The 26,287-nt window shown below is 42.3% G+C and carries 22 protein-coding genes; 8 read left to right on the top strand and 14 right to left on the bottom strand.

The genetic code is table 11. The features are described from left to right. Positions 1 to 241: 241 nt before the first annotated feature. The 4 genes from WC743_RS12350 to WC743_RS12335 all read left to right on the top strand — a co-directional run bounded on the left by WC743_RS12350 (position 242) and on the right by WC743_RS12335 (position 3,372). The gene (locus WC743_RS12350; RefSeq protein WP_373012314.1) at positions 242 to 721 is read left to right on the top strand and encodes a DUF6252 family protein; all 480 of its coding nucleotides are present in this window, start codon (positions 242 to 244) and stop codon (positions 719 to 721) included. A 107-nt stretch (positions 722 to 828) separates the two neighbouring features. Then, the gene (locus tag WC743_RS12345; protein WP_373012313.1) at positions 829 to 1,314 is read left to right on the top strand and encodes a DUF6252 family protein; all 486 of its coding nucleotides are present in this window, start codon (positions 829 to 831) and stop codon (positions 1,312 to 1,314) included. 82 nt (positions 1,315 to 1,396) lie between these two features. Then, on the top strand, positions 1,397 to 2,833 hold the full coding sequence (asnS, locus tag WC743_RS12340) for an asparagine--tRNA ligase (RefSeq protein ID WP_373012312.1): 1,437 nt from the start codon (positions 1,397 to 1,399) through the stop codon (positions 2,831 to 2,833). A 50-nt stretch (positions 2,834 to 2,883) separates the two neighbouring features. After that, positions 2,884 to 3,372 (top strand): cell division protein, encoded by a 489-nt coding sequence (locus WC743_RS12335; RefSeq protein ID WP_373012311.1) that lies wholly within the window; start codon positions 2,884 to 2,886, stop codon positions 3,370 to 3,372. On the opposite strand, the gene WC743_RS12330 is transcribed toward WC743_RS12335, so the two are convergent. The 5 genes from WC743_RS12330 to WC743_RS12310 form a co-directional block, all read right to left on the bottom strand. Next, complete coding sequence (locus WC743_RS12330) at positions 3,357 to 4,286, bottom strand: hypothetical protein (protein ID WP_373012310.1); 930 nt, start codon at positions 4,284 to 4,286, stop codon at positions 3,357 to 3,359. The genes WC743_RS12335 and WC743_RS12330 overlap by 16 nt on opposite strands. Before the next feature lie 80 nt (positions 4,287 to 4,366). Beyond that, complete coding sequence (locus WC743_RS12325; RefSeq protein WP_373012309.1) at positions 4,367 to 5,551, bottom strand: M20 family metallopeptidase; 1,185 nt, start codon at positions 5,549 to 5,551, stop codon at positions 4,367 to 4,369. Next, entirely contained in the window at positions 5,544 to 6,014 is a 471-nt protein-coding gene (locus WC743_RS12320; RefSeq protein ID WP_373012308.1) for an SPOR domain-containing protein, read from the bottom strand. Before WC743_RS12320 ends, WC743_RS12325 begins: the two co-directional genes overlap by 8 nt. Before the next feature lie 162 nt (positions 6,015 to 6,176). Beyond that, positions 6,177 to 9,485: a preprotein translocase subunit SecA gene (secA, locus tag WC743_RS12315; protein ID WP_373012307.1), complete on the bottom strand. Its 3,309-nt coding sequence runs from the start codon at positions 9,483 to 9,485 to the stop codon at positions 6,177 to 6,179. Positions 9,486 to 9,751: 266 nt separating this feature from the next. Next, positions 9,752 to 10,258, bottom strand: coding sequence for a hypothetical protein (locus WC743_RS12310; protein ID WP_373012306.1), 507 nt, complete (start codon positions 10,256 to 10,258; stop codon positions 9,752 to 9,754). A gap of 76 nt (positions 10,259 to 10,334) precedes the next feature. On the opposite strand from WC743_RS12310, the gene purD reads away from it, so the two are divergent. Next, positions 10,335 to 11,609 carry a phosphoribosylamine--glycine ligase gene (purD, locus tag WC743_RS12305; protein ID WP_373012304.1) on the top strand — a complete coding sequence of 425 codons (1,275 nt, stop codon included), beginning with the start codon at positions 10,335 to 10,337 and terminating at the stop codon, positions 11,607 to 11,609. Between the two features lie 80 nt (positions 11,610 to 11,689). On the opposite strand, the gene WC743_RS12300 is transcribed toward purD, so the two are convergent. The 3 genes from WC743_RS12300 to WC743_RS12290 form a co-directional block, all read right to left on the bottom strand. Continuing rightward, positions 11,690 to 12,820 carry a redoxin domain-containing protein gene (locus WC743_RS12300; RefSeq protein ID WP_373012303.1) on the bottom strand — a complete coding sequence of 377 codons (1,131 nt, stop codon included), beginning with the start codon at positions 12,818 to 12,820 and terminating at the stop codon, positions 11,690 to 11,692. A 105-nt stretch (positions 12,821 to 12,925) separates the two neighbouring features. Then, positions 12,926 to 14,101 (bottom strand): redoxin domain-containing protein, encoded by a 1,176-nt coding sequence (locus tag WC743_RS12295; RefSeq protein WP_373012302.1) that lies wholly within the window; start codon positions 14,099 to 14,101, stop codon positions 12,926 to 12,928. Positions 14,102 to 14,152: 51 nt separating this feature from the next. After that, complete coding sequence (locus WC743_RS12290; RefSeq protein ID WP_373012301.1) at positions 14,153 to 15,334, bottom strand: formimidoylglutamase; 1,182 nt, start codon at positions 15,332 to 15,334, stop codon at positions 14,153 to 14,155. A gap of 158 nt (positions 15,335 to 15,492) precedes the next feature. On the opposite strand from WC743_RS12290, the gene WC743_RS12285 reads away from it, so the two are divergent. After that, a complete protein-coding gene (locus WC743_RS12285; RefSeq protein WP_373012300.1) occupies positions 15,493 to 16,458 on the top strand; it encodes an NAD-dependent epimerase/dehydratase family protein in 966 nt (321 codons plus the stop codon). Positions 16,459 to 16,536: 78 nt separating this feature from the next. On the opposite strand, the gene rlmD is transcribed toward WC743_RS12285, so the two are convergent. The 5 genes from rlmD to kbl form a co-directional block, all read right to left on the bottom strand. Then, entirely contained in the window at positions 16,537 to 17,958 is a 1,422-nt protein-coding gene (gene rlmD / locus WC743_RS12280; RefSeq protein ID WP_373012299.1) for a 23S rRNA (uracil(1939)-C(5))-methyltransferase RlmD, read from the bottom strand. Positions 17,959 to 18,285: 327 nt separating this feature from the next. Further along, on the bottom strand, positions 18,286 to 18,867 hold the full coding sequence (locus WC743_RS12275) for a TetR/AcrR family transcriptional regulator (protein WP_373012298.1): 582 nt from the start codon (positions 18,865 to 18,867) through the stop codon (positions 18,286 to 18,288). A gap of 2 nt (positions 18,868 to 18,869) precedes the next feature. Beyond that, positions 18,870 to 19,268 carry a Rieske (2Fe-2S) protein gene (locus tag WC743_RS12270; RefSeq protein WP_373012297.1) on the bottom strand — a complete coding sequence of 133 codons (399 nt, stop codon included), beginning with the start codon at positions 19,266 to 19,268 and terminating at the stop codon, positions 18,870 to 18,872. A gap of 8 nt (positions 19,269 to 19,276) precedes the next feature. Then, positions 19,277 to 20,311 (bottom strand): phenylalanine--tRNA ligase subunit alpha, encoded by a 1,035-nt coding sequence (pheS, locus tag WC743_RS12265; protein WP_373012296.1) that lies wholly within the window; start codon positions 20,309 to 20,311, stop codon positions 19,277 to 19,279. A gap of 45 nt (positions 20,312 to 20,356) precedes the next feature. Then, on the bottom strand, positions 20,357 to 21,547 hold the full coding sequence (gene kbl, locus WC743_RS12260) for a glycine C-acetyltransferase (protein WP_373012295.1): 1,191 nt from the start codon (positions 21,545 to 21,547) through the stop codon (positions 20,357 to 20,359). 132 nt (positions 21,548 to 21,679) lie between these two features. On the opposite strand from kbl, the gene WC743_RS12255 reads away from it, so the two are divergent. Continuing rightward, a complete protein-coding gene (locus tag WC743_RS12255; protein WP_373012294.1) occupies positions 21,680 to 24,157 on the top strand; it encodes a DUF5686 family protein in 2,478 nt (825 codons plus the stop codon). Positions 24,158 to 24,233: 76 nt separating this feature from the next. Here the strand turns inward: WC743_RS12255 and WC743_RS12250 are convergent, their stop codons facing one another. Next, a complete protein-coding gene (locus WC743_RS12250) occupies positions 24,234 to 24,746 on the bottom strand; it encodes a GNAT family N-acetyltransferase (RefSeq protein WP_373012293.1) in 513 nt (170 codons plus the stop codon). A 331-nt stretch (positions 24,747 to 25,077) separates the two neighbouring features. Here WC743_RS12250 and WC743_RS12245 point away from each other — a divergent pair, with 331 nt between their 5' ends. Continuing rightward, positions 25,078 to 26,028 (top strand): rhodanese-related sulfurtransferase, encoded by a 951-nt coding sequence (locus WC743_RS12245; RefSeq protein ID WP_373012292.1) that lies wholly within the window; start codon positions 25,078 to 25,080, stop codon positions 26,026 to 26,028. The last annotated feature ends 259 nt before the right edge of the window (positions 26,029 to 26,287 follow it).

Genomic DNA, 26,287 nt, shown 5'->3' with positions numbered 1-26,287 from the left:
ATTGCCGGAATTATGGAATTAAGCTATAGTTTATTTAACCACAAAGGTTACAAAGGCTTAGAACATCATTACCCACAAAACCTTTAAATTTTTGTGTGTTTTCTTTATGGCCTCTGTGGTTAAACTAATTAGGTTATATATTCTAATCTTGAATAAAACTTAAAGTTAATTAAAACCAAAATTTTCAACACCAACTGTAGCGATGGTTAAACTTATATCGTAATGTATAAAAAATACCATTATGAAAAAGCTATCACTAATTATTCTTGCTGCGCTTCCGTTGCTGCTAACTGCTTGTTTAAAAAATAATAACTGCTGTGATGTTTACTACAACCCGTATTTTGTTGCCGAACGCAACGGTACTGGTGTTGTTGCCCAGCCAGGCTCGGCAAAGGTGGGTACCGATTCTATTTCAGTATTTGGTGTAAGCAACCAGGCCGGTGTACGTATGCGTTTTAAATTTACCGGCAAAGGCGTTTATACTTTAACCGGCAACCAGTCTAAATACTACCAGGTTATTGGTAGCGATACCGTAAGCCGTTATAATTTAGGCATTGCCCCAGGCAGCTCTGTCGAGGTTGTCGACTACGATTCTATTAACCGCATCATCGGTGGTAAATTCACGCTTAACATGACAAGGACCTTCCCGGCAACGTCAAGTACATACCCGGATAGCGTTAAGTTTACCAATGGCAAATTTGTTATTGCCCTGCCGCGATAAATTATATATCCAAAGACCGGTAAAATGCTGGTCTTTGGGTATTTAAATAAGTTACCTTGTAGCAATCTTTGATGTAACTGCGTAATGATAAAAAAAACCTTATCACAATGAAAAACCTATCACTCATTGCCCTTCTGCTGTTATCGGTACTTACATTTTCGTGCACTAAAAGAATGGACTGCTGTTTATTAGCTTATCAGCCATTCATCACCGCAGAAAAAAACAATGTTAAATGGGATGCACAAGTTGGCACAACTAAAATTGCTCCTGATTCCATTGCTATTACCGGCACCCAAACGGAGGAGCGCCTCATCATGCGGATAAAATTTGCAGGTAAAGGCACCTATACTTTAACAGGCAACCAAGCTAAATTTTTCACTACCGTTGGCCAGGATGTTATAACAAGCGACTACTACGTTGATAATGCAGCCGCAAGCACTATACAAATTACCGAATACGATTATAACCAGGCAATCATAACGGGCACTTATTCGGTCGCTCTCAAAAAGACATCGGCTGACAAATACCACCCATCTTACCCTGAAAATGTTAAATTTTTAAGCGGCAAGTTTAGCACCTACCTTAAGAATTAACCGTTCCGCCTCCCGAAGTATTGGTTTGCAGCTAACAAGTTTTGGCAAATAATTGTATTTTTGCCGCTCAAATAATATTGTTATGAGCCAGCGAATTAAAATTAAGGCATTATTAGAAAGCGGGAGAACCGATGGAGATATTACGGTAAAAGGATGGGTGCGTGCATTTCGCCAAAATCGTTTTATTGCTTTAAATGATGGCTCAACCAATAGCAACCTGCAAATTGTTGTTGATTTTGAAAACACCGACCCCGCTTTATTAAAACGCATTACCTTTGGTGCGGCGGTAAGCATCAGCGGAACATTAGCCCCCTCTTTAGGTCAGGGCCAAACCGTTGAAGTAATTGCAACAGAAATTGAAATACTGGGTGATTCAAATCCGGAGGAATTTCCACTGCAACCCAAAAAACAATCATTAGAATTTTTGCGGGAGAATGCACACCTACGTTTCCGTACCAACACTTTTGGTGCTATTTTCAGGGTGCGTAATACGCTGTCGTTCGCAGTGCATCAATTTTTACAGGATCGTGGCTTTATTTACCTGCACACCCCTGTTATCACACAATCTGACGCGGAGGGTGCCGGAGAAGCTTTCCACGTAACTAATTTTGACCTGGATAACGTACCACGTACTGATACCGGCGAAGTTGATTACAAGCAGGATTTCTTTGGTAAATCTACCAACCTAACCGTATCCGGCCAGCTGGAAGGTGAGCTGGGTGCTATGGCGCTGAGCGATATTTATACTTTCGGCCCAACATTCCGTGCGGAAAATTCAAACACTACCCGCCACCTTGCCGAGTTTTGGATGATTGAGCCGGAGATGGCTTTTTATGACCTGAAAGACAACGCCGACCTGGCCGAAGCTCTTTTAAAATATGTGATCAAGTACGCTTTAGATAAGAACAAAGAAGACCTTGAGTTTTTGAACCAGCGTTTACTTGACGAAGAAAAACAAAAACCACAGAATGAACGCTCAGAACTGGCTTTGTTAGAGAAGCTGCAGTTTTGTTTAGATAACGATTTTGAGCGCCTTACTTACACCGAGGCTATTGAGATACTGAAGGAATCGACCCCGAATAAAAAGAAAAAGTTCCAGTACCCGGTTGAAGGCTGGGGAACCGACCTGCAATCAGAACATGAACGCTATCTGGTAGAAAAACACTTTAAGAAACCGGTTATTTTAACCGATTATCCTAAAGAGATAAAATCTTTTTACATGCGCCAAAACGATGACGGAAAAACCGTTGCCGCTATGGATATCCTGTTCCCGGGCATTGGCGAAATAATAGGTGGTTCGCAGCGTGAAGAGCGACTGGAAAACCTGGAACGCCGTATGGACGAGATGGGCATCCCTAAAGATGAGCTTTGGTGGTACCTGGATACCCGCAGATTTGGTACTTGTCCGCATGCCGGTTTTGGTTTAGGCTTTGAGCGTTTGGTGCTGTTTGTTACCGGCATGGGTAACATTCGTGACGTGATCCCTTTCCCAAGGTATCCGAAGAACGCTGAATTTTAGACCGCTGATTTAACTGATTTTTATGATTACGCTGATTATTCAGAAGTAAGATGTCTAAAATAGTACTCCTCACCGAAATAAATGCGCCCGTTCAAAGGTGTTTTGACCTGGCGAGGAGTATTGATTTGCATGTAGAATCTACAAAACAAACAGGTGAAAGGGTTATAGCCGGCCGTATGAGCGGACTAATAGAATTGGGAGAGACAGTAACCTGGAGAGCAAAACATTTCGGTATATGGCAAAATCTTACCTCAAAAATAACGGGCTTTGATAGTCCTACTTATTTTGAAGATGAAATGGTAACCGGAGCTTTTAAAAGCTTCACCCACAGTCATTATTTTTCAGGAAGTGCCGGGAAAACAAATATGCTTGATACTTTCGTTTTCGAGTCTCCGCTTGGGGTATTAGGAAAATTAGCCAACTATATCTTTCTAAAAAAGTATATGACCAAGCTATTGATCGAAAGAAACAAGGTGATCAAATCGGTCGCTGAAAGTGATAAAACTTCGTTTCCTTTAGGGGCTTACTCCTTCTTATAATCCTTTTGCACTATTAAAAAACTGGCGCGTTCTTCTTTGTGGAAGGGGACATCCCAATTACCCTGATAAGTGATCTTTGTGGGGAGCAGTTCGCCTTCGAAGTTATTTAGCTCGATGTTCATCTGCACATCAAAGTCAAAAAGCATGTTACTGTACTTCATATCCACATACCGGCCCAGGATCTGAAAACTGCGGGCATCAAATATAGTCGTCATTTCCCTTATCATCACATCATCGTCAGATGTACTTGGTTTTCTAATCACTTTAAAACGATATACCGGGATGCTGTCCACATACTTTCCACGGGCAAACTCGTAGTTGTAAAATTGGCGCATATCAGTCCCAAAAATTTCTGTTTTACCACTGATGAAAGGGATGCCACTTATTTTGCGCCCGGGTGTAAATATGAGGGCCTTTAACTTCGATTTATAAGAACCATTTTTACCGCCGGAGCCAGGCAAGCCCTCCGTTTTAGTAAACCCGGAATTGTAGGCGTTTGTAAATATATAATCAAACATCTCAACCGTGTAAAGCTGATACTTGCCATTCTTTTTCAGTACTGTTCCGCTATCCTGCCGGGCTAAATATTCAGTTTTAGGGGTATTGCCGTTAAGAGTATGCTTTATTTTACGGTAGATCTTACCGTTAACCTTATTCTTTTTATCGTAGGAAAAAATTCGGTTCTCGGCAGTAAAAGAATAACGCTTCATATTCTGGAACGCTTTATAAAAGCTGGTATCGGCCAGTACGGCATCAATAAAATCCTGCGCACGCAACCTGTGCGACCGTATATTCACCGGCGAATCTATCACAATGGTGCGGATGGTATCGGGATTAAAGCGCTGTATCTGTTGCCCTTGTGAGTAGAAAGCGAAAAGTAAAAAGCAGAAAGCTAATAGTGTTTTTTTAATCATAGAAAAGTTCGTGGTTCATAGACCATAGCAAAACGTTGTACAGTTTTGCTATGGTCTATGAACTATAGGCTATTAACTAATTAATTACCTAATTGTTTAATAGCCAGGTAAGCCATAAGGCCGGTGCTTATTTTAAATGCATCTTCCTCCACATCAAACGTTGGGGTATGTACCGATGAAGTTATACCGCGTTCCTCGTTGCGTGTACCTAAGCGGTAAAAACAGCTGTCAGCCACTTGTGAGTAGTAAGCAAAGTCTTCGGCAGCCATCCATATATCAAGGTCAAGCACGTTCTCTTTACCTAAATAATCTTCGGCATGTCCACGTGTTGCGGCGGTTAGTACTTCTTCATTTATCAGGAAAGGATAACCTCTCATAATATTGAACTCGCAGCTGCCACCCATGCTTTCGGCAATACCTTCGGCCATTTTTTTCATTTTGATATGGGCCTCACCGCGCCATTTTTCATCCATCGTACGGAAGGTGCCTTCCATATAAACCTCGTTAGGGATCACATTGGTAGCACCGTTTGCTATCACTTTACCAAATGATAATACTGATGGGCTCTTAGGGTCGGCAAAGCGGCTTACCACTTGCTGCAAAGCTGTTAATATATGAGCTGTGATGATCACCGGATCAACATTTTGTTGCGGCTGCGCGCCATGGCCGCCTTTTCCTTTTACAGTAACGTAAAGCTCATCTGTACTGGCCATATATTTACCCGCACGAAAACCTACTTTACCTGCATCAATCAGTGGCATAACATGCTGACCCAACACGGCAGCAGGCTTAGGGTTTTCCAGTACGCCTGCTTTGATCATGAGGCTGGCACCACCCGGCAATTTTTCTTCTGCCGGCTGAAAGATCAGCTTTATTGTTCCACCAAATTCGCTTTTCAGTTCTGTTAATATTTTGGCAGTACCTAACAATGATGAGGTATGCGCATCATGCCCGCAGGCATGCATTACACCGGTATTTTGTGATCTATAGGGCACATCGTTTGCTTCGGTAATTGGCAAAGCGTCCATATCAGCACGCAGGGCAATTACTTTATCAGAGGGTTTATCCCCTTTTATCAGCGCTACCAAACCGGTATCGGCCATCTTGTGATACTCTAACCCAAGCTCTTCCAACTTATTGGCAACAAATACCGATGTTTCCACCTCGTGAAAGGAAAGCTCGGGATGCGAGTGCAGATGCCTGCGATTGGCCACTACCTCATTAAAAATATCTTGTGATAGCTGCTGGATCTTTTCTTTAATCATTACTGATAACCGTTTTAGGTGGATTTATTTTTTCTGATATAATAAATATGCCGGAGAATGACGGCCTTATTTCCTGCATCAACTTTTCAGCCTCAAGCCGGGTTCTGAAATCACCGGCACGTACCTTAAAATTGGGTTCCCTGTAAACAATGTAAGTGCGTAATTCCGGAAACTCCCTGTTAAATTTTGCCTGGGCATTGTAAGCCAGGTTGCGGTTAGTTCCACTATATATTTGTACCCGGTAGCCATATGATGATGAAAAATTACCGCCACCTACACTGCCTCCTCCCCGGTTAAGCGCGGCACGTTTGGCTAATAAGGTATCAAACAACGGGTCTCTTATAACCTGCACCCTACCGCGGGCCTGGCCAAAGGTTAATGCTGAAAAAAACAGGAACATAAAAAAAAAGCAATATTTGATGAGGCCTGGTTTAGCTTTATGATCAGATATTGCTTTTTTCATTTTCTTTTTATTCACAAACGCCGTCATGCCGAACTTGTTTCGGCATCCCACATGCTAAGTCGACTGTATGTTGGTCAACTTGTCCGGAGAGATCCTGAAACAAGTTCAGGATGACAATTTATATTTTAAAGCCCTCTCCTTTGGAGAGGGTTGGGTGAGGCTTTAATTTTGCCCTACGCCGTGGCAGTTCTTATATTTTTTACCGCTACCACAAGGGCAGGGATCGTTCCTGCCAATCTTTTGCTCAACTTTTACAGGCGTTGGCTTTTGCAGTTCGCGGGTATCTTCCATTGGCATGCCATTACTTTCACTAACCAATTCAGGTTTTGAAGTACGCATGTTCCTTAGATCAAGTTTAGGCTGAGGTTTTGCCTCACGTACCTGCTCCGGCTCCTGCTGAACCGGGATGCCACCTCTAAACAAGAAGCTAACCAGTTCTTTATTCACATTGGCCAACATCTGGCGGAACAATTCAAAAGCTTCAAACTTATATACCAATAACGGATCCTTTTGTTCGTAAACCGCGTTCTGTACAGATTGTTTTAATTCGTCCATTTCGCGCAGGTGCTCTTTCCAGGCATCATCAATAAGGGATAGGGTCACACTCTTTTCGAATGATTTAAACACCTCTAAACCTTTATTATCAACCGCCTTTTTAAGCGGAACGGCTACCTGCATACCATGCACACCATCAGAGAACGGAACAACAATGTTTTCAACATACTGGCCGCGGGTATCATAAACATCTTTTAATACCGGGTAAGCCTGTTGCGCAACTGCTTCTGCTTTGCGTTTGTAAAAGTCCATTACTTCGGCAAAGGTTTTATCAACCAGTGCATTCATACTAATGCCGCTAAATTCAACTTCATCAGTGCTAATATCTACCGAGAACAAACGGATAACTTCTAACTGGAAACCTTCGTAGTTGTTTGACTCTTTAAATTCAGCAACCACATCTTCAACAACATCAAAAATGGTATTGCTCAAATCAACATCAAGGCGTTCGCCAAATAAGGCATTTTTACGTTTCGCGTAAATAACGGTACGCTGTGAGTTCATCACATCATCATACTCTAACAAACGCTTACGGATACCAAAGTTGTTCTCTTCTACTTTCTTCTGCGCACGCTCAATTGATTTTGAGATCATGGAGTGCTGTATCACTTCGCCTTCTTCAATCCCCATACGTACCATCAGGTTTGAGATACGCTCTGATCCGAATAAACGCATCAGGTTATCCTCTAACGATACAAAGAACTGTGACGAACCCGGGTCACCCTGCCTACCAGCACGGCCACGCAACTGCCTGTCCACACGGCGCGATTCATGGCGCTCGGTACCTACAATGGCTAAACCACCGGCATCCTTAACACCCGCCCCTAATTTTATATCCGTACCACGGCCTGCCATGTTGGTAGCAATGGTTACTGTACTTGTTTGTCCGGCTTCGGCAACAATGTCCGCTTCCTTCTGGTGCATCTTAGCATTCAGCACGTTGTGCTTAATACCACGCAGCTTAAGCATACGGCTCAATAATTCTGAAATTTCTACCGAGGTTGTACCCACTAATACCGGGCGGCCTTCTGTAGTTAACTTCACAATTTCGTCGGCAACCGCATTATATTTTTCGCGGATGGTACGGTAAACCAAATCCTGCCTGTCTTCGCGTGATGCTGGTGTATTGGTTGGTATCTCAACCACATCCAACTTGTATATTTCCCAAAACTCACCGGCTTCGGTTACGGCAGTACCTGTCATACCACAAAGCTTGTGGTACATCCTAAAGTAGTTTTGCAGGGTGATAGTAGCAAACGTTTGTGTTGCATCCTCAACCTTAACATTTTCTTTTGCTTCAATAGCCTGGTGTAAACCATCAGAGTAACGGCGGCCATCCAAAACACGGCCTGTTTGCTCATCAACTATCTTAACCTTGCCTTCATCCAGAATATATTCGGTATCCTTTTCAAATAAGGTATATGCTTTTAACAATTGGTTAACCGAGTGGATACGCTCAGATTTTATTGAGAAATCGCGCATCAATTCATCTTTCTTCGCGATCTTTTCTTCTGCAGACAGAGAAGATTTTTCAATCTCAGAGATCTCTGTACCTACATCAGGCATCACAAAAAAGTTAGGGTCTTCACCTGATGAGGTGATCAGCTCAATACCTTTTTCAGAAAGTTCAACCTGGTTGTTTTTCTCATCTATAATAAAGAACAATTCCGCATCAACCCTGGGCATTTCCTTACCCTGATCCTGCATGTAATGGTTCTCGGTTTTTTGCAGCACGGTCCTGTTTGATCCTTCGCTCAGGAATTTGATCAGTGCTTTGCTTTTTGGCAACGCCCTGTGTGCACGTAATAAAGCCAAACCACCATCATCAATACCGGTTTTACCATCATTGATTGATTTTTTAGCTTCGTTCAATACGCCATTAACGTAGGCTTTTTGCGCGTTAACCAAACGCTCAATGCGTGGTTTTAATTCATAAAACTCATGCTCATCTCCACGTGGGATTGGGCCTGATATAATTAAAGGTGTACGGGCATCATCAATTAATACTGAATCGACCTCATCAACCATGGCATAGTGCAGTTTACGCTGTACCAGTTCTTCAGGGCTGTGCGCCATATTGTCACGCAGGTAGTCAAAACCAAACTCATTGTTGGTTCCAAAAATAATATCTGATGCATACGCTTTGCGGCGATCTTCTGAATTTGGCTCGTGTTTGTCAATACAATCAACAGAAAGTCCATGAAACTCATACAATGGGCCCATCCACTCGCTATCGCGTCGTGCCAGGTAATCATTCACGGTTACAATATGTACACCGCGGCCGGCAAGCGCGTTAAGGTATGCAGGTAACGTAGCTACCAGCGTTTTACCTTCACCCGTTGCCATCTCAGATATTTTACCCTGGTGCAATACAATACCACCAATTAGCTGTACATCATAATGAACCATATCCCAGGTAACCTCATTACCAGCAGCCAGCCAGGTGTTGTGATGGATAGCCGTATCACCTTTTATAACCACATTGCTTTTTTTGGCAGCAAGGTCGCGGTCAAACTGGGTTGCGGTAACTTCAATGGTTTTATTACCTGCAAAACGGCGGGCGGTTTCTTTTACCACGGCAAAAGCCTCTGGTAATATATTTTTTAATATTTCTTCAAGCTCTTTGTTGCGGTCTTTCTCCAGCTTATCAAGTTGAGTATAAAGGTCAACCTTTTCGCTCACATCCATATCCAGCTCTGTTTCGGTACGGTCTTTAATAGCTTGTATCTCGCTATCAATACCAGAAAGCCCCTCTGCAATGATTTCCTTAAAGTTTATGGTTTTAGCCCTAAGCTCGTCATTACTTATACCGTCAAGTTTGGCAAATTCAGCCTTTATCTTTTCCACTATGGGCAATAAAGCCTTAACGTCACGTTCTGATTTGCTTCCGAAAAGCTTACTAAAAAAGTCTAACATAATATTTTTATATAACGCACTAAACTCAAGAATTGCGCCAGTGCAATTTTAAAGTCATAATGGCAGGCAAAGTTACGGTTTTGCGCCGAAAGGAGAAAGTTATGATGTGCAAATATGCAGATGAACAGATATACTGTTTACAAGCCCTCCTATTCATTACCGTCTCATTTGATAAGACGGAATGACATTCGCCAAACATTTTTAGGCTAAAGCCGATGATGTCATTTTTATTCTCCGTTGACTGAAGTCAACGGCAATGATAAGGTTCACTTTTCTTCCTCATCGGTATCTTCATCATCAAAATCTTCAAGAAATTTATCGTCATCAAACATCAATTCTTCCAGCTTTTCCTGCTCAGGCGTACTCGTATCATAACGGATGGCCCAATTATCTGGTATATCATGTGTTTTATCAAAGCCCCTAATCCAATTAACGAAAGCCAGCCTAAAGTCTTCCACCTTGTCCCGCATCAATTGTACATAGTCGTCATTATTCATGTCAAACATTTCGGTAACGATAACGGCGTTCAGCATATCATGTACTGCAATCTTTATTACAACAGCATTTTGCATTTTTAAGGAGTAAAGGCTACTACCAGCAGCTCCTGCCACTTTTACCTGTATTAGCATAGCATTCCCAATAATTTCAGAGGCCAGGTGTTCTTTTTTTTCATCCTCCTTCAAGGCTTCAACAATAGCATTAGCCAACTCGTACATTTCTACGGCAATTTTATATACCGGCAGCTTTTGAATTTTATCTAACCTTTTCGACATTGTGTAAAAGTACTATTTAGCCACGTTTAAGTATACACCTATCGCCAACACACCAAAAATACTATCTTTGCCCCATATGAATATCCTGCTCCTTGGTTCGGGCGGAAGGGAAAGCGCCTTCGCCTGGAAAATATCGCAAAGCCTTAAATGCCATAATCTTTTTATTGCTCCCGGTAATGCCGGTACGGGTAAATATGGCACAAACGTAAACCTCCAGGTCACCGATTTTGAGGGCATTAAAGCATTTGCTTTAGCTAATGATATTAATATGGTGCTGGTAGGCCCCGAAGAACCCCTGGTTAAAGGTATTCATGATTTTTTCCTGGCAGATGAACAATTAAAAGGCATCCCGGTGATAGGTCCGCAGCGCGAAGCGGCACAGTTGGAGGGTAGTAAAGACTTTAGCAAGCAGTTTATGCAGCGCCATAATATTCCTACCGCTGCCTCAAAAACTTTCACCCGCGATACTTTGCAGGAAGGATTTGACTATTTGGCAACAGCCGGGCTCCCCGTAGTTTTAAAAGCCGACGGACTGGCAGCAGGCAAAGGCGTATTGATATGCCTTACCCTTGAAGAAGCGCGCCAGGAATTGTTGGAGATGCTTACCGAAGCCAAATTTGGCGATGCAAGTTCTATGGTGGTTATTGAGCAGTTTTTACAGGGCATTGAGTTATCTGTTTTTGTGATGACCGATGGCAATAACTATAAAATATTACCCGAAGCAAAAGATTATAAACGTATTGGCGAGGGCGACAGCGGTTTAAATACCGGTGGCATGGGTTCGGTATCGCCGGTTCCTTTTGCTGATGATGAATTTATGCAGAAGGTAGAGCAAAGGATCATCATCCCAACGGTTGAAGGTTTGAAAAAGGAAGGCATCCCCTATAAAGGGTTTATTTTTATTGGCCTGATGAATTGCTATGGCGACCCATATACCATAGAATACAACTGCCGCATGGGCGACCCTGAAACGGAAAGCGTTATGCCACGCATAGAATCAGACTTTGTTGACCTGCTTTTGGGTGTAGCCGAAGGTAACCTTAAGGATAAAGAGCTAATTATATCTAACCAGGTTGCCGCTACCGTAGTTTGCGTAGCGGGCGGTTATCCGGGTGAATATTTAAAGGATAAAGAGATTAGTGGTATTGAGAATGTTCGCGACTCCTACGTATTTCAGGCAGGCACCACGCTTGAGGGAGAAACCGTAAAAGCAACGGGCGGGCGTGTATTGGCCGTTACATCATTACAAAATAACATGTTTGATGCCCTGCAACAGGCTACCGCCGATGCCAGCCGTATTTATTACGACGGTGTATATTTCAGAAAAGATATAGGATTTGATCTGGTATAGAGAATGGTTAATTAAGTGAGTGGTTGATTGAGTTAATGAGTGATGTTTAAAGTCACTCACTTAATCAACCACTCACCAAACTATATCTTACTAAAAATCTCAGCCAGTTTTTCGTTCAGGTCTTCGCCTCTCAGGTTTTTACCTATGATCTTTCCGTTAGGATCAAGCAGAAAGTTTTGAGGGATGGCACGCACACCGTACATATCGGCGGTTTTGCTTTTCCAGAATTGCAGGTCAGATACCTGGGTCCAGTTTAAACCATCTTTTTTGATAGCGGCCAACCATGCTTTTTTAGCATCGGGGCGATCTAACGATACACCTAAAATGGTGAAGTTTTTGTCTTTATACTTATTGAATGCCATTACCACGTTAGGGTTTTCTGCACGGCAAGGGCCACACCAGGATGCCCAAAAGTCAATCAAAACATATTTCCCTCTGAAAGATGACAGGCTAACTGTTTTACCAGCAGTATCGGCTTCAGCAAACTCAGGCGCCGTTGCACCTAATGCTACTGCTTTAAGTTTTGGCAATATCTCACCAAATGCTTTACCACCGGTTGATGCTTTGATATTAGCAGATAACCCTTGATACAGAGGGGCGATATCTACATAATCTGCACTGTATGTGTACGATTGTAAAGCGTTTAAGCTAATGTATGAATCGGGATGGCTGGTTATAAATTGCTTGTTTAGCGCTTTTTCCTGTTCTTCAATTGCTTTTTCGTCCAGTTTACCTTGTTTAATAAAAGCCGGTGATTTTTGCTGCTCTTCGGTAGCTGCTTTTTGTTTGGCTTCTAATGCAGTATAAGCATCGTTAACCGGTTTCATAGCTAAACGATATTGCTCATTCTCCTGATTAGTTTTTGTACCGGTAACTGTAGCGTTAGTCATTTTATCGGCAGTGGTAACGTTAATAGTTCCCTGCTCAAAATACAAAGAATGATAGTCGCGTGTGCCGTTCATGCCCGCGCCTTTTTCGTTGAACAAGATGTATCCGTTCATTGGCGCTGCTGTGGCATCACCAGTAAAAGTAAACTTGCCATCTTTCAACACAGTTGAGTCGATAACCGTTTTGCCTTCTTTTCTGTATTGGATATATACTTTAGCAGGGGCATTAAAATTTGCCACATTACCTTGTACTGTAAATTTGCCGGTTTGGGCAAAAAGCAATGCAGGCAAGCTTGCCAATGCTGTTAAAACAATTTTTTTCATATTATGGTGCTTTAAAGCCCTAATATGAGGGATTTACGCCTAAAATCAAAACATTAGCTATAAAACTTGGCCATCTCATCAAAATGATACAATGACCGTTCGCCATTAGTTGTATTTACCCAGCAATTCGCTCAGTTTATTATCTAAATCATCGCCGCGTAGGTTTTTGGCAACTATTTTACCGGTTGGGTCTATTAAAAAGTTTTGCGGAATAGATTGCACACCGTAAACAGTGGCAGCCAGGTTGTTCCAGTATTTAAGGTCAGATACCTGTGTCCAGGTAAGGCCATCGCTTTTTATAGCCGCAAGCCAGGCGCTTTTACCATTTTCTCTATCTAATGATACACCCAGTATGGTGAAATTTTTGTCTTTATATTTATTGTAAGTTCTTACCACATTAGGGTTTTCCTGACGGCATGGGCCGCACCATGACGCCCAAAAATCAAGCAGTACATATTTGCCTTTGAAAGAGGATAGCCTAACCGGCGCGCCATTTACATCGTTCTGAATAAAATCTGGCGCCATGGCACCAATAGCCGTAAGCTTTAAGCCATCAATGGCACTTTTTAACTGACGGCCCTGCTCTGTTTTTTTCAACTCATCAGACAGCGACTCATACAGCGGTTCCACTTCCACAACATCCGGCGATGGGCCGCTAACGCTGGTTAAGGCAAGCAGGCTCAGGTAACTATTTGGATTTGCGTTGATAAAAGTTTTTAAAACCGTTTTTTGTTCAAGCTGAATGGCTTTATATTTAGCCTGCATAGAATTTTGAAACGCGGCTGATTGCTGCTGCTCTGGCTTTGCGGCCTGTGCTTCTGCAACTATCTTTTGCGCTTTATCCATCACTATCTTTAATTGCGATTTCAGTTTTTTGTTATCCTCGTTTGATGGTGAACCGCTAACATCCGCCTTAGCGGCAGAATCAGGAGAGGTGATATTGATTGTGCCTTTCTCTATATAAAAATTCAGCATGTCTGCCGATTTTGAAGGACCGCCATCCGGAAAGTTTTGTGCAATGTATTTAGCAAAACCTATTCCTTTATAATCAATAAACATTGATGCGTTAACGGGGTTCATGGCCACACCTGTAAAGGTGAACTCACCATTTACAATAGCTGCAGAATCGGTTACGTTATTGGCACCTAAACGGTACACTAAATAAGCTTTGGCAGGTGCGTTTAGCTTACCAATTTTGCTTTTAACAGTAAAAGGCTGGGCAGCCTGGCCAAATGCCAGGGCGGGTAATAAAGCAACTATGCAGAAAAAAATCTTCTTCATTTAATATCAATATGAATGTGAATAACGCTTAAACCACTAATGAATTGTAAATCAGTTTAATTTTTGATAGGTGCGCCACCAAAGATCTGGCATTTCGCCGGATGCAGCAGTCTTATAATCTTCATGCCGGCAGGGCACTAAATGGAAACGTTCGTTCTTTGAGCCGCCTGTGGGGTAAGGCACCTGCATCCACCAGCGGTCGCTTTTTTTGCTTTTTACAAATACCACCTCATGATCGTCATGCTTTAAGCTGGTTTTGTAAATAAGGTACTGCGATTTTGGGTTAAGCGGAAAATCGCGTTTGCGGTTATAAAAGCCATCAATAAAATACCATATCATTTGTGATAGCAGCATGGCGGTTTGCCCGTTGCTATCATAAGCCGGGTTAAACTCATAGAAACCTATAGAGCTTAGCTTATCATTAAAGCCGGCATAACGGCAAATTTGGCAGGCTTCTTCACCATAAAACCCGTTAGGTTTTGCATTGGCATTGCCCGCCGCGTCTGATGAGCGGATAGCCCCCATATCAAAGCTCACCATGTTAGCGTTCCGAATAATAGGTTCGGCAACAGAAATATTTGAGGCCAGCTCACCTAAGCGGTGTACATCAAAGTAAAGTTTTTCCATTACCCGCAGGCTATCCTGACTGGCAAAATAGGTTTGGTAACCCATATTGCTGTAGTTGAACAGGTAATTGGGCTCGTGCAGGAATATTTTATTGAGATAGGCTGCCGATGTGGTTTCAATACTTTCGGCAAAGCCATCATCTTCCAGGTCGAATTGTGAATCTACCACAAGCATATCAATCTTTTGCTCCAGGCTTTCGTAACCCATATATTGAGCATAAGTAAGATCCTGCCCGCCCCCTATAATAACCGGGACAATATCTTTTCTTACCAACTCATTCACTACCGTTTTTAGCGCATAGTAAGTGTCAACAACAGTTTCGCCACGGGTTATATTCCCCAGGTCTACTATCCTTGTGGTATAGCTGCCTTCATTTAGCTGATAAAGCTTTTCGCGCACATAGTCGGGCCCTAACGCGCAGCCGGAATTATTGATAGCATTGCGGTCATCCAGTACGCCAATTATGGCTATATCCGTCTTTTGTTCCAGATCTGGAAAATCAACCGAATGATGATCGATCTTATCCCCCAGCTGACTGGTAAAATATCCGTTTTTAGGAGCGATCTTTTTAAGATCTATTGGTGTAAAAAAATCGGCTAAAGACATTGTTTTTGACGTGCAAATATGCGGATATGCAAATGTGCAGATATTTTTGGATGTGTTGATAGGCAAATCTTTCATTTTTTTCATCCGCACACCTGCATATTTGCACATCTACACATCTAATCCCGCCTCCACATCTAAATATTCTGCATATTTGGAACATGATTTTAGTTACAGGCGCAACAGGTTTTTTAGGGGCCGAATTAGCAAAAGAGCTGATACAACGCGGCAATATTATCCGCTGTACCAAACGGGCAACCTCTAAAATACCTGCACTGCTTGCACCATACACCACACAAATTGATTGGGTAGATGCCGACCTGATGGATGTTTTTGCCCTGGAGAATGCTTTGGATGGCGTAACGCAGGTTTACAATTGTGCCGCATGGGTATCAATGAAACAAGCCGACAAAGACCCCATGATCCGCACCAATGTTAATGGCACGGCTAATTTGGTGAACCTGTGTGTTGAGAAAGGGATCCGTATGGTGCATACCAGCTCTGTTGCTGCCGTTGGCGAGGCTAAGCCCGGTGAAATGATAACCGAAAAGCACCACCTTGACCCAACCTTAGAAAGCGACGGCTATGCTATATCAAAACTGGAAAGCGAGATGGAAGTATGGCGCGGCATTGCCGAAGGTTTGGATGCGGTAATGGTTAACCCTACCATTATTATAGGTGCAAGCGCAGGGAGCGAAGGCAGCGGGCAAATTTTTGAGACTGTACGTAAGGGGCTAAAGTTTTATACCCAAGGAGCCATTGGCTTTGTTGATGTACTTGACGTAGCCAAATGTATGATAGCGCTGATGGAAAGCGGCATTAGTAGCAAACGTTATATTATTAATGCAGAGAATCGTAGCTACCAACAAATATTTACAGAGATAGCAAATTGCTACCATGTAAAACCACCGGCCACTTTAGCCAAGCCCTGGATGATGGAACTGGCCTGGCGCGGCGCGTCATTTGTAGCCGCATTAACAGGTAAAGCGCCTGCAATAGATAAAACAACCGCCCGTGCGGCATCAGTTACACGCAATTTTGACAACAGCGAAATAAAGAAGGATATAGGTTTTGAGTTTAAACCTTTGAGTGAATCGATCAAGGAGATTTGTGAAAGCCTCACCTAAATCTCCTCCAAAGGAGAGGACTTCAAAATACACAGGAAATTCTTTTACCCTCTCCTTTGGAGAGGGTAGGGTGAGGCCTTATCTCAATTTCAACAGCACCACATTTTCCACATGCTGGGTATGCGGGAACATATCTACCGGTTGAATTTTAACGGTATCATACTTTTCTTTGAGCACCAGCAGGTCACGGGCCTGGGTGGCGGCATTGCAGCTTACATAAACTATCTTGCTGGCCTCTATCTCCATTAAACGGGCAATCACATCTGCATGCATCCCTGCACGCGGCGGGTCGGTAATAATTACATCCGGCTTGCCGTGTTCTGCTACAAAATCTGCAACCAGCACATCTTTCATATCACCCGCAAAAAATTTGGTATTCGTGATGTTATTGATCTCAGAATTTACTTTTGCATCCTCAATAGCCGATGGCACATACTCTACACCCACCACTTCGCGTACATGGCCGGCAATAAAGTTAGCAATTGTACCAGCTCCGGTGTAAAGGTCATAAACCAGTTCGTCACCTTTAAAGTCCGCAAAGTCGCGGGTTATCTCGTATAATCGCAGGGCCTGAATAGAGTTGGTTTGGTAGAATGATTTAGGACCAACCCTGAAACGCACAACTGTTCCATTTGCGGCGGGCATTTCTTCATGAATATATTCCGGGCCTTTCCATGCTATTACATCCTGGTCAAAAATGGTATCATTCATTTTTGTGTTCAATATATATAACAATGAAGTGATCTGTGGGAAAGCGGCATCAATGTAGGTCATCAAACTATCCACCTGCTCCTGATCTGCATGGGCAAAAACTACAATAACCATGATCTCACCAGTTGATGAGGTACGGATAATCAAATTACGCAAAGCGCCTGTGTGCTGCCTAACATCATAGTAACTAATGCCCTGTTCTTTTGCGTAAGCGTTAATGCTGTTACGCAAATCATTTGATGGCTCGGCTTGCAGGTAGCAATGATTTATGTTCAGGATCTTATCAAACCTACCGGGGATGTGGAAGCCCAGGGCATCCATATCCAAGCGCTCGTCGTCGCGGCTCTCGCCGTCATATAACCAGCGTTTGTTGGAGAAAGTGTATTCCAGTTTGTTGCGGTAGTATCTATCAGCCGGGGAAGGGACTATGCTATCCATATGCCCTACCTCTATTTTAGCAATGCGGGTTAAAGCATCATGTACGGCTTTCTGCTTAAATTTCAGTTGGGCATCATAGGTCATGTGCTGCCATTTGCAGCCGCCGCAAACACCAAAATGTTCGCAAAATGCTTGTGTGCGGTATTCTGATGGTTGAATTAAGCGGGTAATTTTACCTTCGCCAAAGTTCTTTTTGCTTTTATAAACTTCAATATCTGCAATATCACCGGGGACGGCTTTTTCTATAAACAGCACAAAATCGTCGGCCTTGCCTACACCCTTGCCTTCTTCGGCAATATCAATAACCGTAACGTTCTCGAAAAACTTACTCTTTTTTGCAGATCTACTCATGAGGCTGCAAAGTTAAAGAAAGAAGCAAGAATCAAGATACAAGAATTAAGATTTAGATAGAGGCCGTGGCAAATTGCATTACAACACGATCTTTTGACCGGAAACCATTGGTAATAACTGAGAGTGGCTTAAGAAAAAAGCTTGCTGCCTACTTTAAAAACATCTCTAATAACTGATCAAATTCTACTTCGATAACAATATCAGTCATTTCAAATTGCTCATCAATAAGCTCCGAAAATTCGATTAGTTCCTGGCTCATAGCTGTATAAATTTATTATGCTAACATAATAAATTTATACCAAAAACCAAATGGGTATAGTGAAAAAATTAAATAGTTACCGCAGCCTTCACCAAATAAGGCAAGATCTCTTTTTGGAAGGATACAAAATTTTTGCGCACATCTGCATCACTTACAGAGGTGAAAGCGAAACTGAACACAATACTTTTACTGCATTTAATAAGGAAACGCAGGCGTTGCTGATAGGTATCGTGCTTTTTAACTCCGGGCAGTTGGGTAAATGATTGCATGAGCAGCTCTTCCAGCTCGTTTGACAGGTTCTTTAAAAAATCTTGCGAGTTAGTGCTTTCGCGGATAAAATCCCAGCCGATGAATTCATTGCAAACCGTGTACGATAACCGGCAGGTTTTCATGATAAGGTTGCTCAGGTGGGTTTCCTCATCCTGTTCGGGCGTGTTGGTATTAATTAATTCATTAACGCTCACCTTTATATAGTCCATCAGCAAAACGTGCAGAAGGGCTTCTTTACTGTCAAAATACTTATAAATAGTAGCCTTTGCAATCTTGGCTTTTTTGGCAATTTCGTTTACACTGGTTTTATGGTAACCGAATTTCCGGAACAGATCTTGTGCCGCCCGCTTTATACTATCTTTAATTTTATCGGCTTCCATCCTCAATTATACACAATTATCTCAAATTGTGTTGTATTCACGTTGTACGTCTTGAGCGATCTGGTTGCCGGTGCCTTAACCGGACTCCCATCTGTAAGGGAAAATTTCGCTCCGCTGCAAGGGTCAGTTACTGTAAAACCAGTATCATCTACGGTAACGGCACATTGTTTCTCGGGCTGATAGCTGCTGCAGCGGTCATAAGCTACATAACCATTAATGCCCCTATAAATTATGATGCCGGCAACACCTTGTCCGCTAATAATTATTGATCCTCCTATAGCATTCAGAGCTGCTGCATTAGGATCCGTTTTGGTAATCCGTAAATTTACCGGCACATTCGGCACAACATCACCTGTTTTCCCGCAGGAGAAAAACAGCATGCCTACCAATGCCAATATCATTACATACCTCATATAATTTCCGACTGGAACTGCTTTAAGAAACGAACATCGTTCTCAGAAAACAAACGCAGATCGCGGATCACATATTTTAAGTTGGCAATACGCTCCATACCCATACCAAAGGCAAAGCCGGTGTATTTTTTACTGTCGATGCCGCAGTTTTCCAAAACGTTAGGATCAACCATACCGCAGCCTAAAATTTCAACCCAGCCACTGTATTTACACATATTACAACCCGCACCTTTGCAAATGGTACAAGAGATATCCATCTCTGCAGATGGCTCTGTGAACGGGAAGTACGACGGGCGGAAACGTACCTGTGTACCATCGCCATAAAGCTCCTGCACAAAGTGGTAAAGCGTTTGTTTCAGATCAGAGAACGATACGTTTTCATCAACATACAAACCTTCTACCTGGTGAAAAAAGCAATGTGCACGGGCAGATATAGCCTCATTACGGTAAACGCGACCCGGCATAATAGCACGGAACGGTGGTTTGCCCTGCTCCATCATCCTCACCTGTACCGATGAGGTGTGTGTACGCAAAGCGATATCATCTGTACCCTCACCCTTGCGGATAAAGAAGGTGTCCTGCATATCGCGCGCCGGGTGCTCTTCAGGGAAATTCAATGCCGAGAAGTTATGCCAGTCGTCTTCAATCTCCGGGCCTTCTGCAACCACAAAGCCCAGGCGTTTAAAAATATCAATGATCTCGTTACGCACCAATGAAAGCGGGTGGCGCGAGCCAACCTCAAAACCATCGCCGGGAAGGGTAAGGTCTATTTCAGATTTCGGATTTACGGTTTCTGATGTAAGGCCTTCCTTTAGCTCATTATATTTTGCTTCGGCCAGTTGTTTAAACTGGTTAAGTACTTTACCAAAAACACGCTTCTCTTCGGGGCCAACGGTTTTAAATTCTTCAAAAAGATCTTTTATCAATCCTTTTGTCCCTAAAAATTTAATACGAAAAGCTTCTAGTTCATCAGCATTAGCCGGCGAAAAAGCGTTTATCTCGTTTGTATATTGATCTATCTGCGCTTGCATTTATATAACTTATTCAAAAAAATTCGATTACAAATATAACGGGTATTATTTAATCACCGCTAACTCCTTGCCCACCTTGGTAAATGCCGCAATAGCTTTATCTAAATGGTGCGTATCATGCGCTGCCGAGATCTGCACACGGATACGTGCCTTACCCTGCGGCACAACCGGGTAATAAAACCCGATAACGTAAATGCCTTCTTCCAGCATTTTGGCTGCAAACTCCTGTGCCAGCTTAGCATCATACAGCATAACCGGCACTATAGGGTGTACACCCGGTTTAATATCAAAACCGGCAGCGGTCATTTTTTCACGGAAATATTTGGTATTGGTTTCCAGTTTATCGCGCAGGTCGGTGGTTTCGCTTAGCATATCAAGCACAGCTATTGATGCACCGGTAATAGCAGGGGCCAATGTATTTGAGAACAAATACGGCCTTGAGCGTTGGCGCAACATATCAATGATCTCTTTACGGCCCGATGTAAACCCGCCCGATGCCCCGCCTAATGCTTTACCCAACGTACCGGTAATAATATCTATTTTACCCATTACATTATGGTGCTCATGCGTACCGCGGCCGGTTTTACCCATAAAGCCGCTGCAATGGCTCTCATCTATCATCACCAAAGCGTTGTACTGCTCGGCAAGTGCGCATATCTTATCAAGCTGGGCAATGGTGCCATCCATTGAAAAAGCACCATCGGTAACAATAATACGGTGGCGCAGATCTTGCGTAGCTTTCAGCTTTTCTTCCAGATCTGCCATGTCATCATGCTTATAGCGCTGGCGCTGTGCCTTACAAAGGCGAACCCCGTCAATAATAGATGCATGGTTCAACTCGTCAGATATAATGGCATCCTGCTCATTAAACAACGGCTCAAACACGCCGCCGTTGGCATCAAATGCAGCCGCGTATAAAATGGTATCTTCCGTTCCTAAAAACCCGGCTATCTTTTTTTCAAGTTCTTTATGTATATCCTGTGTACCGCAAATAAAACGTACGGATGACAGGCCGTAACCATGCGTATCCATAGTTGCTTTTGCAGCTTCAATCACTTTTGGATGGGCAGAAAGGCCCAGATAGTTGTTGGCGCAAAAGTTTATCACTTCTTTACCGCCCTGTACAGTTATATCAGCCCTTTGTGGCGAGGTAATAATTCTTTCCCTTTTATATAAGCCTGCATTTTCAATATCGGCAAGCTCCTGCTGTAAAACCGGCTGTAATGTTTTATACATATGAATAGATTTAAAGCGTCAAAATTAAACATTCAACCGCAATTGAACTGCTAATACGCAACATTTTTAATATATTACAGCTATTAACAAACATTTTAGCGTAAGAAAAGTATTAAATGTAGAAAATCAGATATGAGCAGAACTTTACTATTCATTTTTTTTATAATATCTACGTTTACTGTTTCGGCACAACAGTACATCTTGTCTGGGCGGGTTAGCGGGCAAAAAAACGAACCTGCACCTTTCACGTCTATCTATATACGCAACTCAACTTATGGCACCACTGCTAATGAGGAAGGCAGGTATATGTTTAAGCTTACCCCCGGCGTTTATAACATTGTTTACCGTTTGGTAGGCTACCGCGAAAAAATGATCCCGGTAACGATAACAGATCGTAACGACACGCTGGATGTGCAGCTTGATAATGAGATTTTCGAGTTAACAGATACGGCCAAATACAACAGCAAAACAGATAGCGGCATGGCCATTATGCGCAAAGTAATAGCAAACCGTCAAAAGCATATGAATGAGTATAAAACCTTCTCATGCGCGGTTTATATTAAAGGTGTGCAAAAGCTAACCAAAGCCCCTAAATCATTAATGGGCAGCGCGGTTATCCGCCAGCTGGACCTGGATTCAAACGGGCGCGGGATACTTTACCAATCAGAATCGCTTTCCCAATTCAATGTACAAACACCCAATAAATTTAAAGAGGTAACCATCGCCTCAAAAACAGCAGGGCAAAATCCGGCCTTTGGCTATACAAAAGCATCAGACCTGGAACTGAACCTGTACGATAACGTGATTAATATTAACGGCCTCAGCTCTCATGGCTTTGTATCGCCGGTGGCATCAAACGCGCTTTCTTATTACCATTACAAATATATGGGGTCTACCATATCAAACGGGCGTACCATCAGCAAGATACAACTGCTGCCTAAACATACCTATGACCCCGTGTTTAAAGGTAATATTTATATAGTACAGAGCGATTCGCGCCTTTACAGTGCCGACCTGATGCTAACCAATTATAATGATAACCTTAACCTGATAGATACGATACAAATAAGTCAGCAATATATACCTCTTCGTGACAGTATCTGGTTACCGGCATCAGTACAATATAGCTTTACAGGCGGTGTTTTCGGGTTTAAATTTTCCGGATACTATATAAGCATTTACAACAACTATAAGATAAACCAGAACTTTCCTGAAGGCTATTTTAATGGCGAAGTATTAAAAATTGATACTGCTGCCAATATTAAAAGCCCCGCTTATTGGAACAATATGCGCCAGGTACCTTTAACCGCCCAGGAAACCAGGGACTATAATAAAAAAGACAGTATTGCCGCCTATAAACAAACCGATGCTTATTTAGATGAGCTTCAGCATACCAAAAACAATATTAATTATCCCGGTTATTTAATTTTTGGTTACAACGCCAGTAACCGCAGTAATAAAGATTCGCTTTATGTGTTCCCTTTTTTACAAACGTTTTATTACAATACGGTTGAAGGTTTTGGTATTAACGCAAAGGTTAGATATACAAAAAAACTGGATGATTACCGTACATTCAGTGTTACACCTGCGGTACGCTATGGTTTCGTTAATAAATTGTTTAGTGCAAATATATTAACCGAGTATAAGAATGATCCATTTCACAACTCTAAATTTTGGGTAAGCTTCGGCAGCGATATACTTGATCTTAACAACGTAGGTACACGCTCTTTATACTTTAACACATTGAGTACCCTGCTGTACGAAAACAACTATGTAAAATATTATCGTTCGCAATATGGTGGCTTTGGCTACCAGCGCGAATTAGCAAATGGGGTATTATGGACAGGCAGTTTAAGTTATTCCAGCCGCTCGCAACTTTATAATAACGCTTACGGCCATATATTCAGCAGTAAAATAAGGGAATTTACTTCAAATAACCCTTTAGCGCCACCCGGTACACCGGCTAACGACAGGTCCTTTTTATTCCCGAAGAATCAGGCGTTTACTTTTAATACTGCGGTAACTTTTACATTTGATCAGCAATATATAACAAGGCCGACAGGCAAGTTTAACCTGCCATCAAAATACCCAACCCTTACCGTTAACTATCGCAAGGGGATAAAAAGTGTTTTCGGCTCTGATGTTGATTATGATTTTGCTTCGGCTGATATTTCTCAAAGTAATATCCGCATAGGTACTTCCGGATTTTCGTCCTTTAAATTAACCGGGGGCGATTATTTCAATAATAACACCCTTTATTTTATGGATTACTATCATTACTTAGGTAACCAGGGTACCACTTTTGACCCTACCTATATTGGCAGTTTCCACTTCCTGCCGTTTTATACTTACAGCACAAACGGCGCTTTTTTTGAAGCACATTACCAGCATAACTTTGCCGGTTCGGTGCTTGGTAAAATATCGTTTATCAGAAAGTTAAAGCTGGAAGAAATTATAGGTGCTAATTACTTAACCACAAAAGGCAACCCCAATTACAGAGAGCTCTATATTGGCCTCCAGCGCCTTATCTTCAGGGTTGACTATGGTGTATCATACGCCGGCAATAAAAAGTACATCCAGGGCTTCAGGATATTTTACGGGATAAGATAAATTACTTAAATGTTAAAAGCGATTTCTCTGCGAGGTGGGATAAAAACCATAATATTGTTGGCTATTTGGTTTATAGCTACTTATCACTCAATATATAGGTATTTTCCAGACCATTAATCTTCACAAAGCCATGCCTTCCAAGTATTTGGATGGATCGCAGATTCCCGGGGTCTGTATCGGCCATAATCGCCTGCAAACCTAACTGACCAAAACCATAAGCTAATACATGGGTTATTGCTTCGTGCATAAAGCCTTGACCCTGGTAATCGGGGTGCAATTCATAGCCTATTTCGGCCTGGTATTGTTCCGGTTCGAAATTCCGCAAGCCAATAGTACCCAATAACTTATCTTCGTTTTTGCGGGTAATTACCCAATAAAGGCCCTCGTTGTCATGCGTAATTTGGTTTACCTTTGCAATGAACTCCCGGACATCATTCAACGACTCCGGCAAGGGCCGGTCTAAAAAACGGTTCACACTCTCGTCTGTACGCAGGGCAAAAAGTTCATGAACATCGTCATCCTGTAATTGCCTTAACATCAGGCGTTGGGTTGTTATTGTTGGGAATGGCGTAAAATTGAGGTTAAGCATATCAGTATAAAATTAATGCCTGTTTAATTCATCATCAACCTGTTCTCCTCTGGTTTATTCAATTGAGGCTCATGAATCTCAATAATCAAAAGTAGGTTATTTTTATAGTTGATTGAAACGGGCATTATCTCCTGCTGCGTTAAGAAAACCACTTTGAAGTTTTTTAGCCAATATGGCGGGATTGAACGTTTGAGAATAGGTAGCCCCTGACGGGGCAAATGCTATTAAAAGCGATTCCCCTGTACTCTAAACTTTCAACTTTATACTTTTAACTCAAAACCTTATATTTGCGCCTCATTTAACACTGTTTGCAGCAGTATCAATGAATGCTATGACAAAATACAATACACTCCTTTACTATTGTTACGCAACAATAGCCGATGGCGAGCAATTTGCTGCCGATCATTTAAATTTCTGTAAAAGTTTAGGCTTAACCGGGCGCATTATTGTTGCTAACGAAGGCTTGAACGGTACCGTTTCCGGCACTGCCGAATCTTGTAAAACTTACATGGATACCGTTCATGCCGATGAGCGTTTTGCCGGCATCGATTTTAAGATCGACGAGGTTGAAGAGCCTTCGTTTGTTAAAATGCACGTGCGTTACAAATCAGAAATTGTACACTCCGGTCTGCGCGATCCTAACATGATCAACCCGCAAAAACAAACGGGTAAGCATTTGCATCCCAAAGAGTTTTTGGCCATGAAAGACCGCGATGATGTGGTAATATTGGATGTGCGCTCTAACTATGAGCACTCACTGGGCAAGTTCAAAAATGCCGTTACACTGGATATTGATAATTTTCGCGATTTCCCGGCCATGATCAATGAGCTGGCTCAATATAAAGACAAAAAAATACTAACTTATTGTACAGGCGGTATTAAATGCGAAAAAGCATCGGCCCTGTTACTGCATGAAGGTTTTAGCGATGTTTACCAGCTGCATGGCGGTATTATTAAATATGGCAAAGAAACCGGCGGCGAAGATTTTGAAGGCAAATGCTATGTGTTTGACAATCGCCTATCTGTTGATGTGAATAGTGTTAACCCTGTGGTTATTTCAAAATGCCTAAACTGCGGTACTACTACCCATAAAATGATAAACTGCGCTAACCCCGAGTGCAATGAGCATTTTACCCAGTGCGATGAGTGCGGTACAAAAATGGAAGGCTGTTGCAGCGATGCCTGTCAGGCCCATCCCCGTAAAAGGATTTATGACGGTACAGGTTACTATGTAAAAGTGCCTCAGCCGGTAAATACTGCTAAAAAAGAAATATTTAGTTAAACGAAACTACAGTTTTAAAGCAATTCCCTTTCTTTTTTCTACTGAAAGTTCAGGTATTTACATTCCATGCAACGCGCTAATTTACAGGATCATAATACACTAAGTAATTAGCTGTAATTCGTTTTCTTTTCGCCAAAGGCGAGAAAATGTATTACAATTGGTTTGGCATGTTGTATAAAATACACTATCTCCATTATCAATTTTGTTTCAAAAATTGATTTTATTAAAACATTCTTCATACAAATGTGTTAAATCCATC

The organism is Mucilaginibacter sp. (assembly GCF_041660805.1).
Classification (GTDB): Bacteria; Bacteroidota; Bacteroidia; order Sphingobacteriales; family Sphingobacteriaceae; genus Mucilaginibacter.
This window is presented reverse-complemented; position numbering and strand designations above follow the sequence as displayed.

Coding starts and splice junctions, on each gene's coding strand:
- WC743_RS12255 (WP_373012294.1), top strand. CDS start 21,680: ATGAGCAGAACTTTACTATTCATTTTTTTTATAATATCTACGTTTACT.
- WC743_RS12275 (WP_373012298.1), bottom strand. CDS start 18,867: ATGGAAGCCGATAAAATTAAAGATAGTATAAAGCGGGCGGCACAAGAT.
- WC743_RS12325 (WP_373012309.1), bottom strand. CDS start 5,551: ATGATTAAAGAAAAGATCCAGCAGCTATCACAAGATATTTTTAATGAG.
- WC743_RS12290 (WP_373012301.1), bottom strand. CDS start 15,334: ATGTCTTTAGCCGATTTTTTTACACCAATAGATCTTAAAAAGATCGCT.
- WC743_RS12245 (WP_373012292.1), top strand. CDS start 25,078: ATGACAAAATACAATACACTCCTTTACTATTGTTACGCAACAATAGCC.
- asnS (WP_373012312.1), top strand. CDS start 1,397: ATGAGCCAGCGAATTAAAATTAAGGCATTATTAGAAAGCGGGAGAACC.
- pheS (WP_373012296.1), bottom strand. CDS start 20,311: ATGCAAGCGCAGATAGATCAATATACAAACGAGATAAACGCTTTTTCG.
- WC743_RS12300 (WP_373012303.1), bottom strand. CDS start 12,820: ATGAAAAAAATTGTTTTAACAGCATTGGCAAGCTTGCCTGCATTGCTT.
- WC743_RS12295 (WP_373012302.1), bottom strand. CDS start 14,101: ATGAAGAAGATTTTTTTCTGCATAGTTGCTTTATTACCCGCCCTGGCA.
- WC743_RS12270 (WP_373012297.1), bottom strand. CDS start 19,268: ATGATATTGGCATTGGTAGGCATGCTGTTTTTCTCCTGCGGGAAAACA.
- WC743_RS12350 (WP_373012314.1), top strand. CDS start 242: ATGAAAAAGCTATCACTAATTATTCTTGCTGCGCTTCCGTTGCTGCTA.
- purD (WP_373012304.1), top strand. CDS start 10,335: ATGAATATCCTGCTCCTTGGTTCGGGCGGAAGGGAAAGCGCCTTCGCC.
- WC743_RS12285 (WP_373012300.1), top strand. CDS start 15,493: ATGATTTTAGTTACAGGCGCAACAGGTTTTTTAGGGGCCGAATTAGCA.
- WC743_RS12320 (WP_373012308.1), bottom strand. CDS start 6,014: ATGAAAAAAGCAATATCTGATCATAAAGCTAAACCAGGCCTCATCAAA.
- WC743_RS12335 (WP_373012311.1), top strand. CDS start 2,884: ATGTCTAAAATAGTACTCCTCACCGAAATAAATGCGCCCGTTCAAAGG.
- rlmD (WP_373012299.1), bottom strand. CDS start 17,958: ATGAGTAGATCTGCAAAAAAGAGTAAGTTTTTCGAGAACGTTACGGTT.
- WC743_RS12345 (WP_373012313.1), top strand. CDS start 829: ATGAAAAACCTATCACTCATTGCCCTTCTGCTGTTATCGGTACTTACA.
- WC743_RS12250 (WP_373012293.1), bottom strand. CDS start 24,746: ATGCTTAACCTCAATTTTACGCCATTCCCAACAATAACAACCCAACGC.
- secA (WP_373012307.1), bottom strand. CDS start 9,485: ATGTTAGACTTTTTTAGTAAGCTTTTCGGAAGCAAATCAGAACGTGAC.
- WC743_RS12310 (WP_373012306.1), bottom strand. CDS start 10,258: ATGTCGAAAAGGTTAGATAAAATTCAAAAGCTGCCGGTATATAAAATT.
- WC743_RS12330 (WP_373012310.1), bottom strand. CDS start 4,286: ATGATTAAAAAAACACTATTAGCTTTCTGCTTTTTACTTTTCGCTTTC.
- kbl (WP_373012295.1), bottom strand. CDS start 21,547: ATGTATAAAACATTACAGCCGGTTTTACAGCAGGAGCTTGCCGATATT.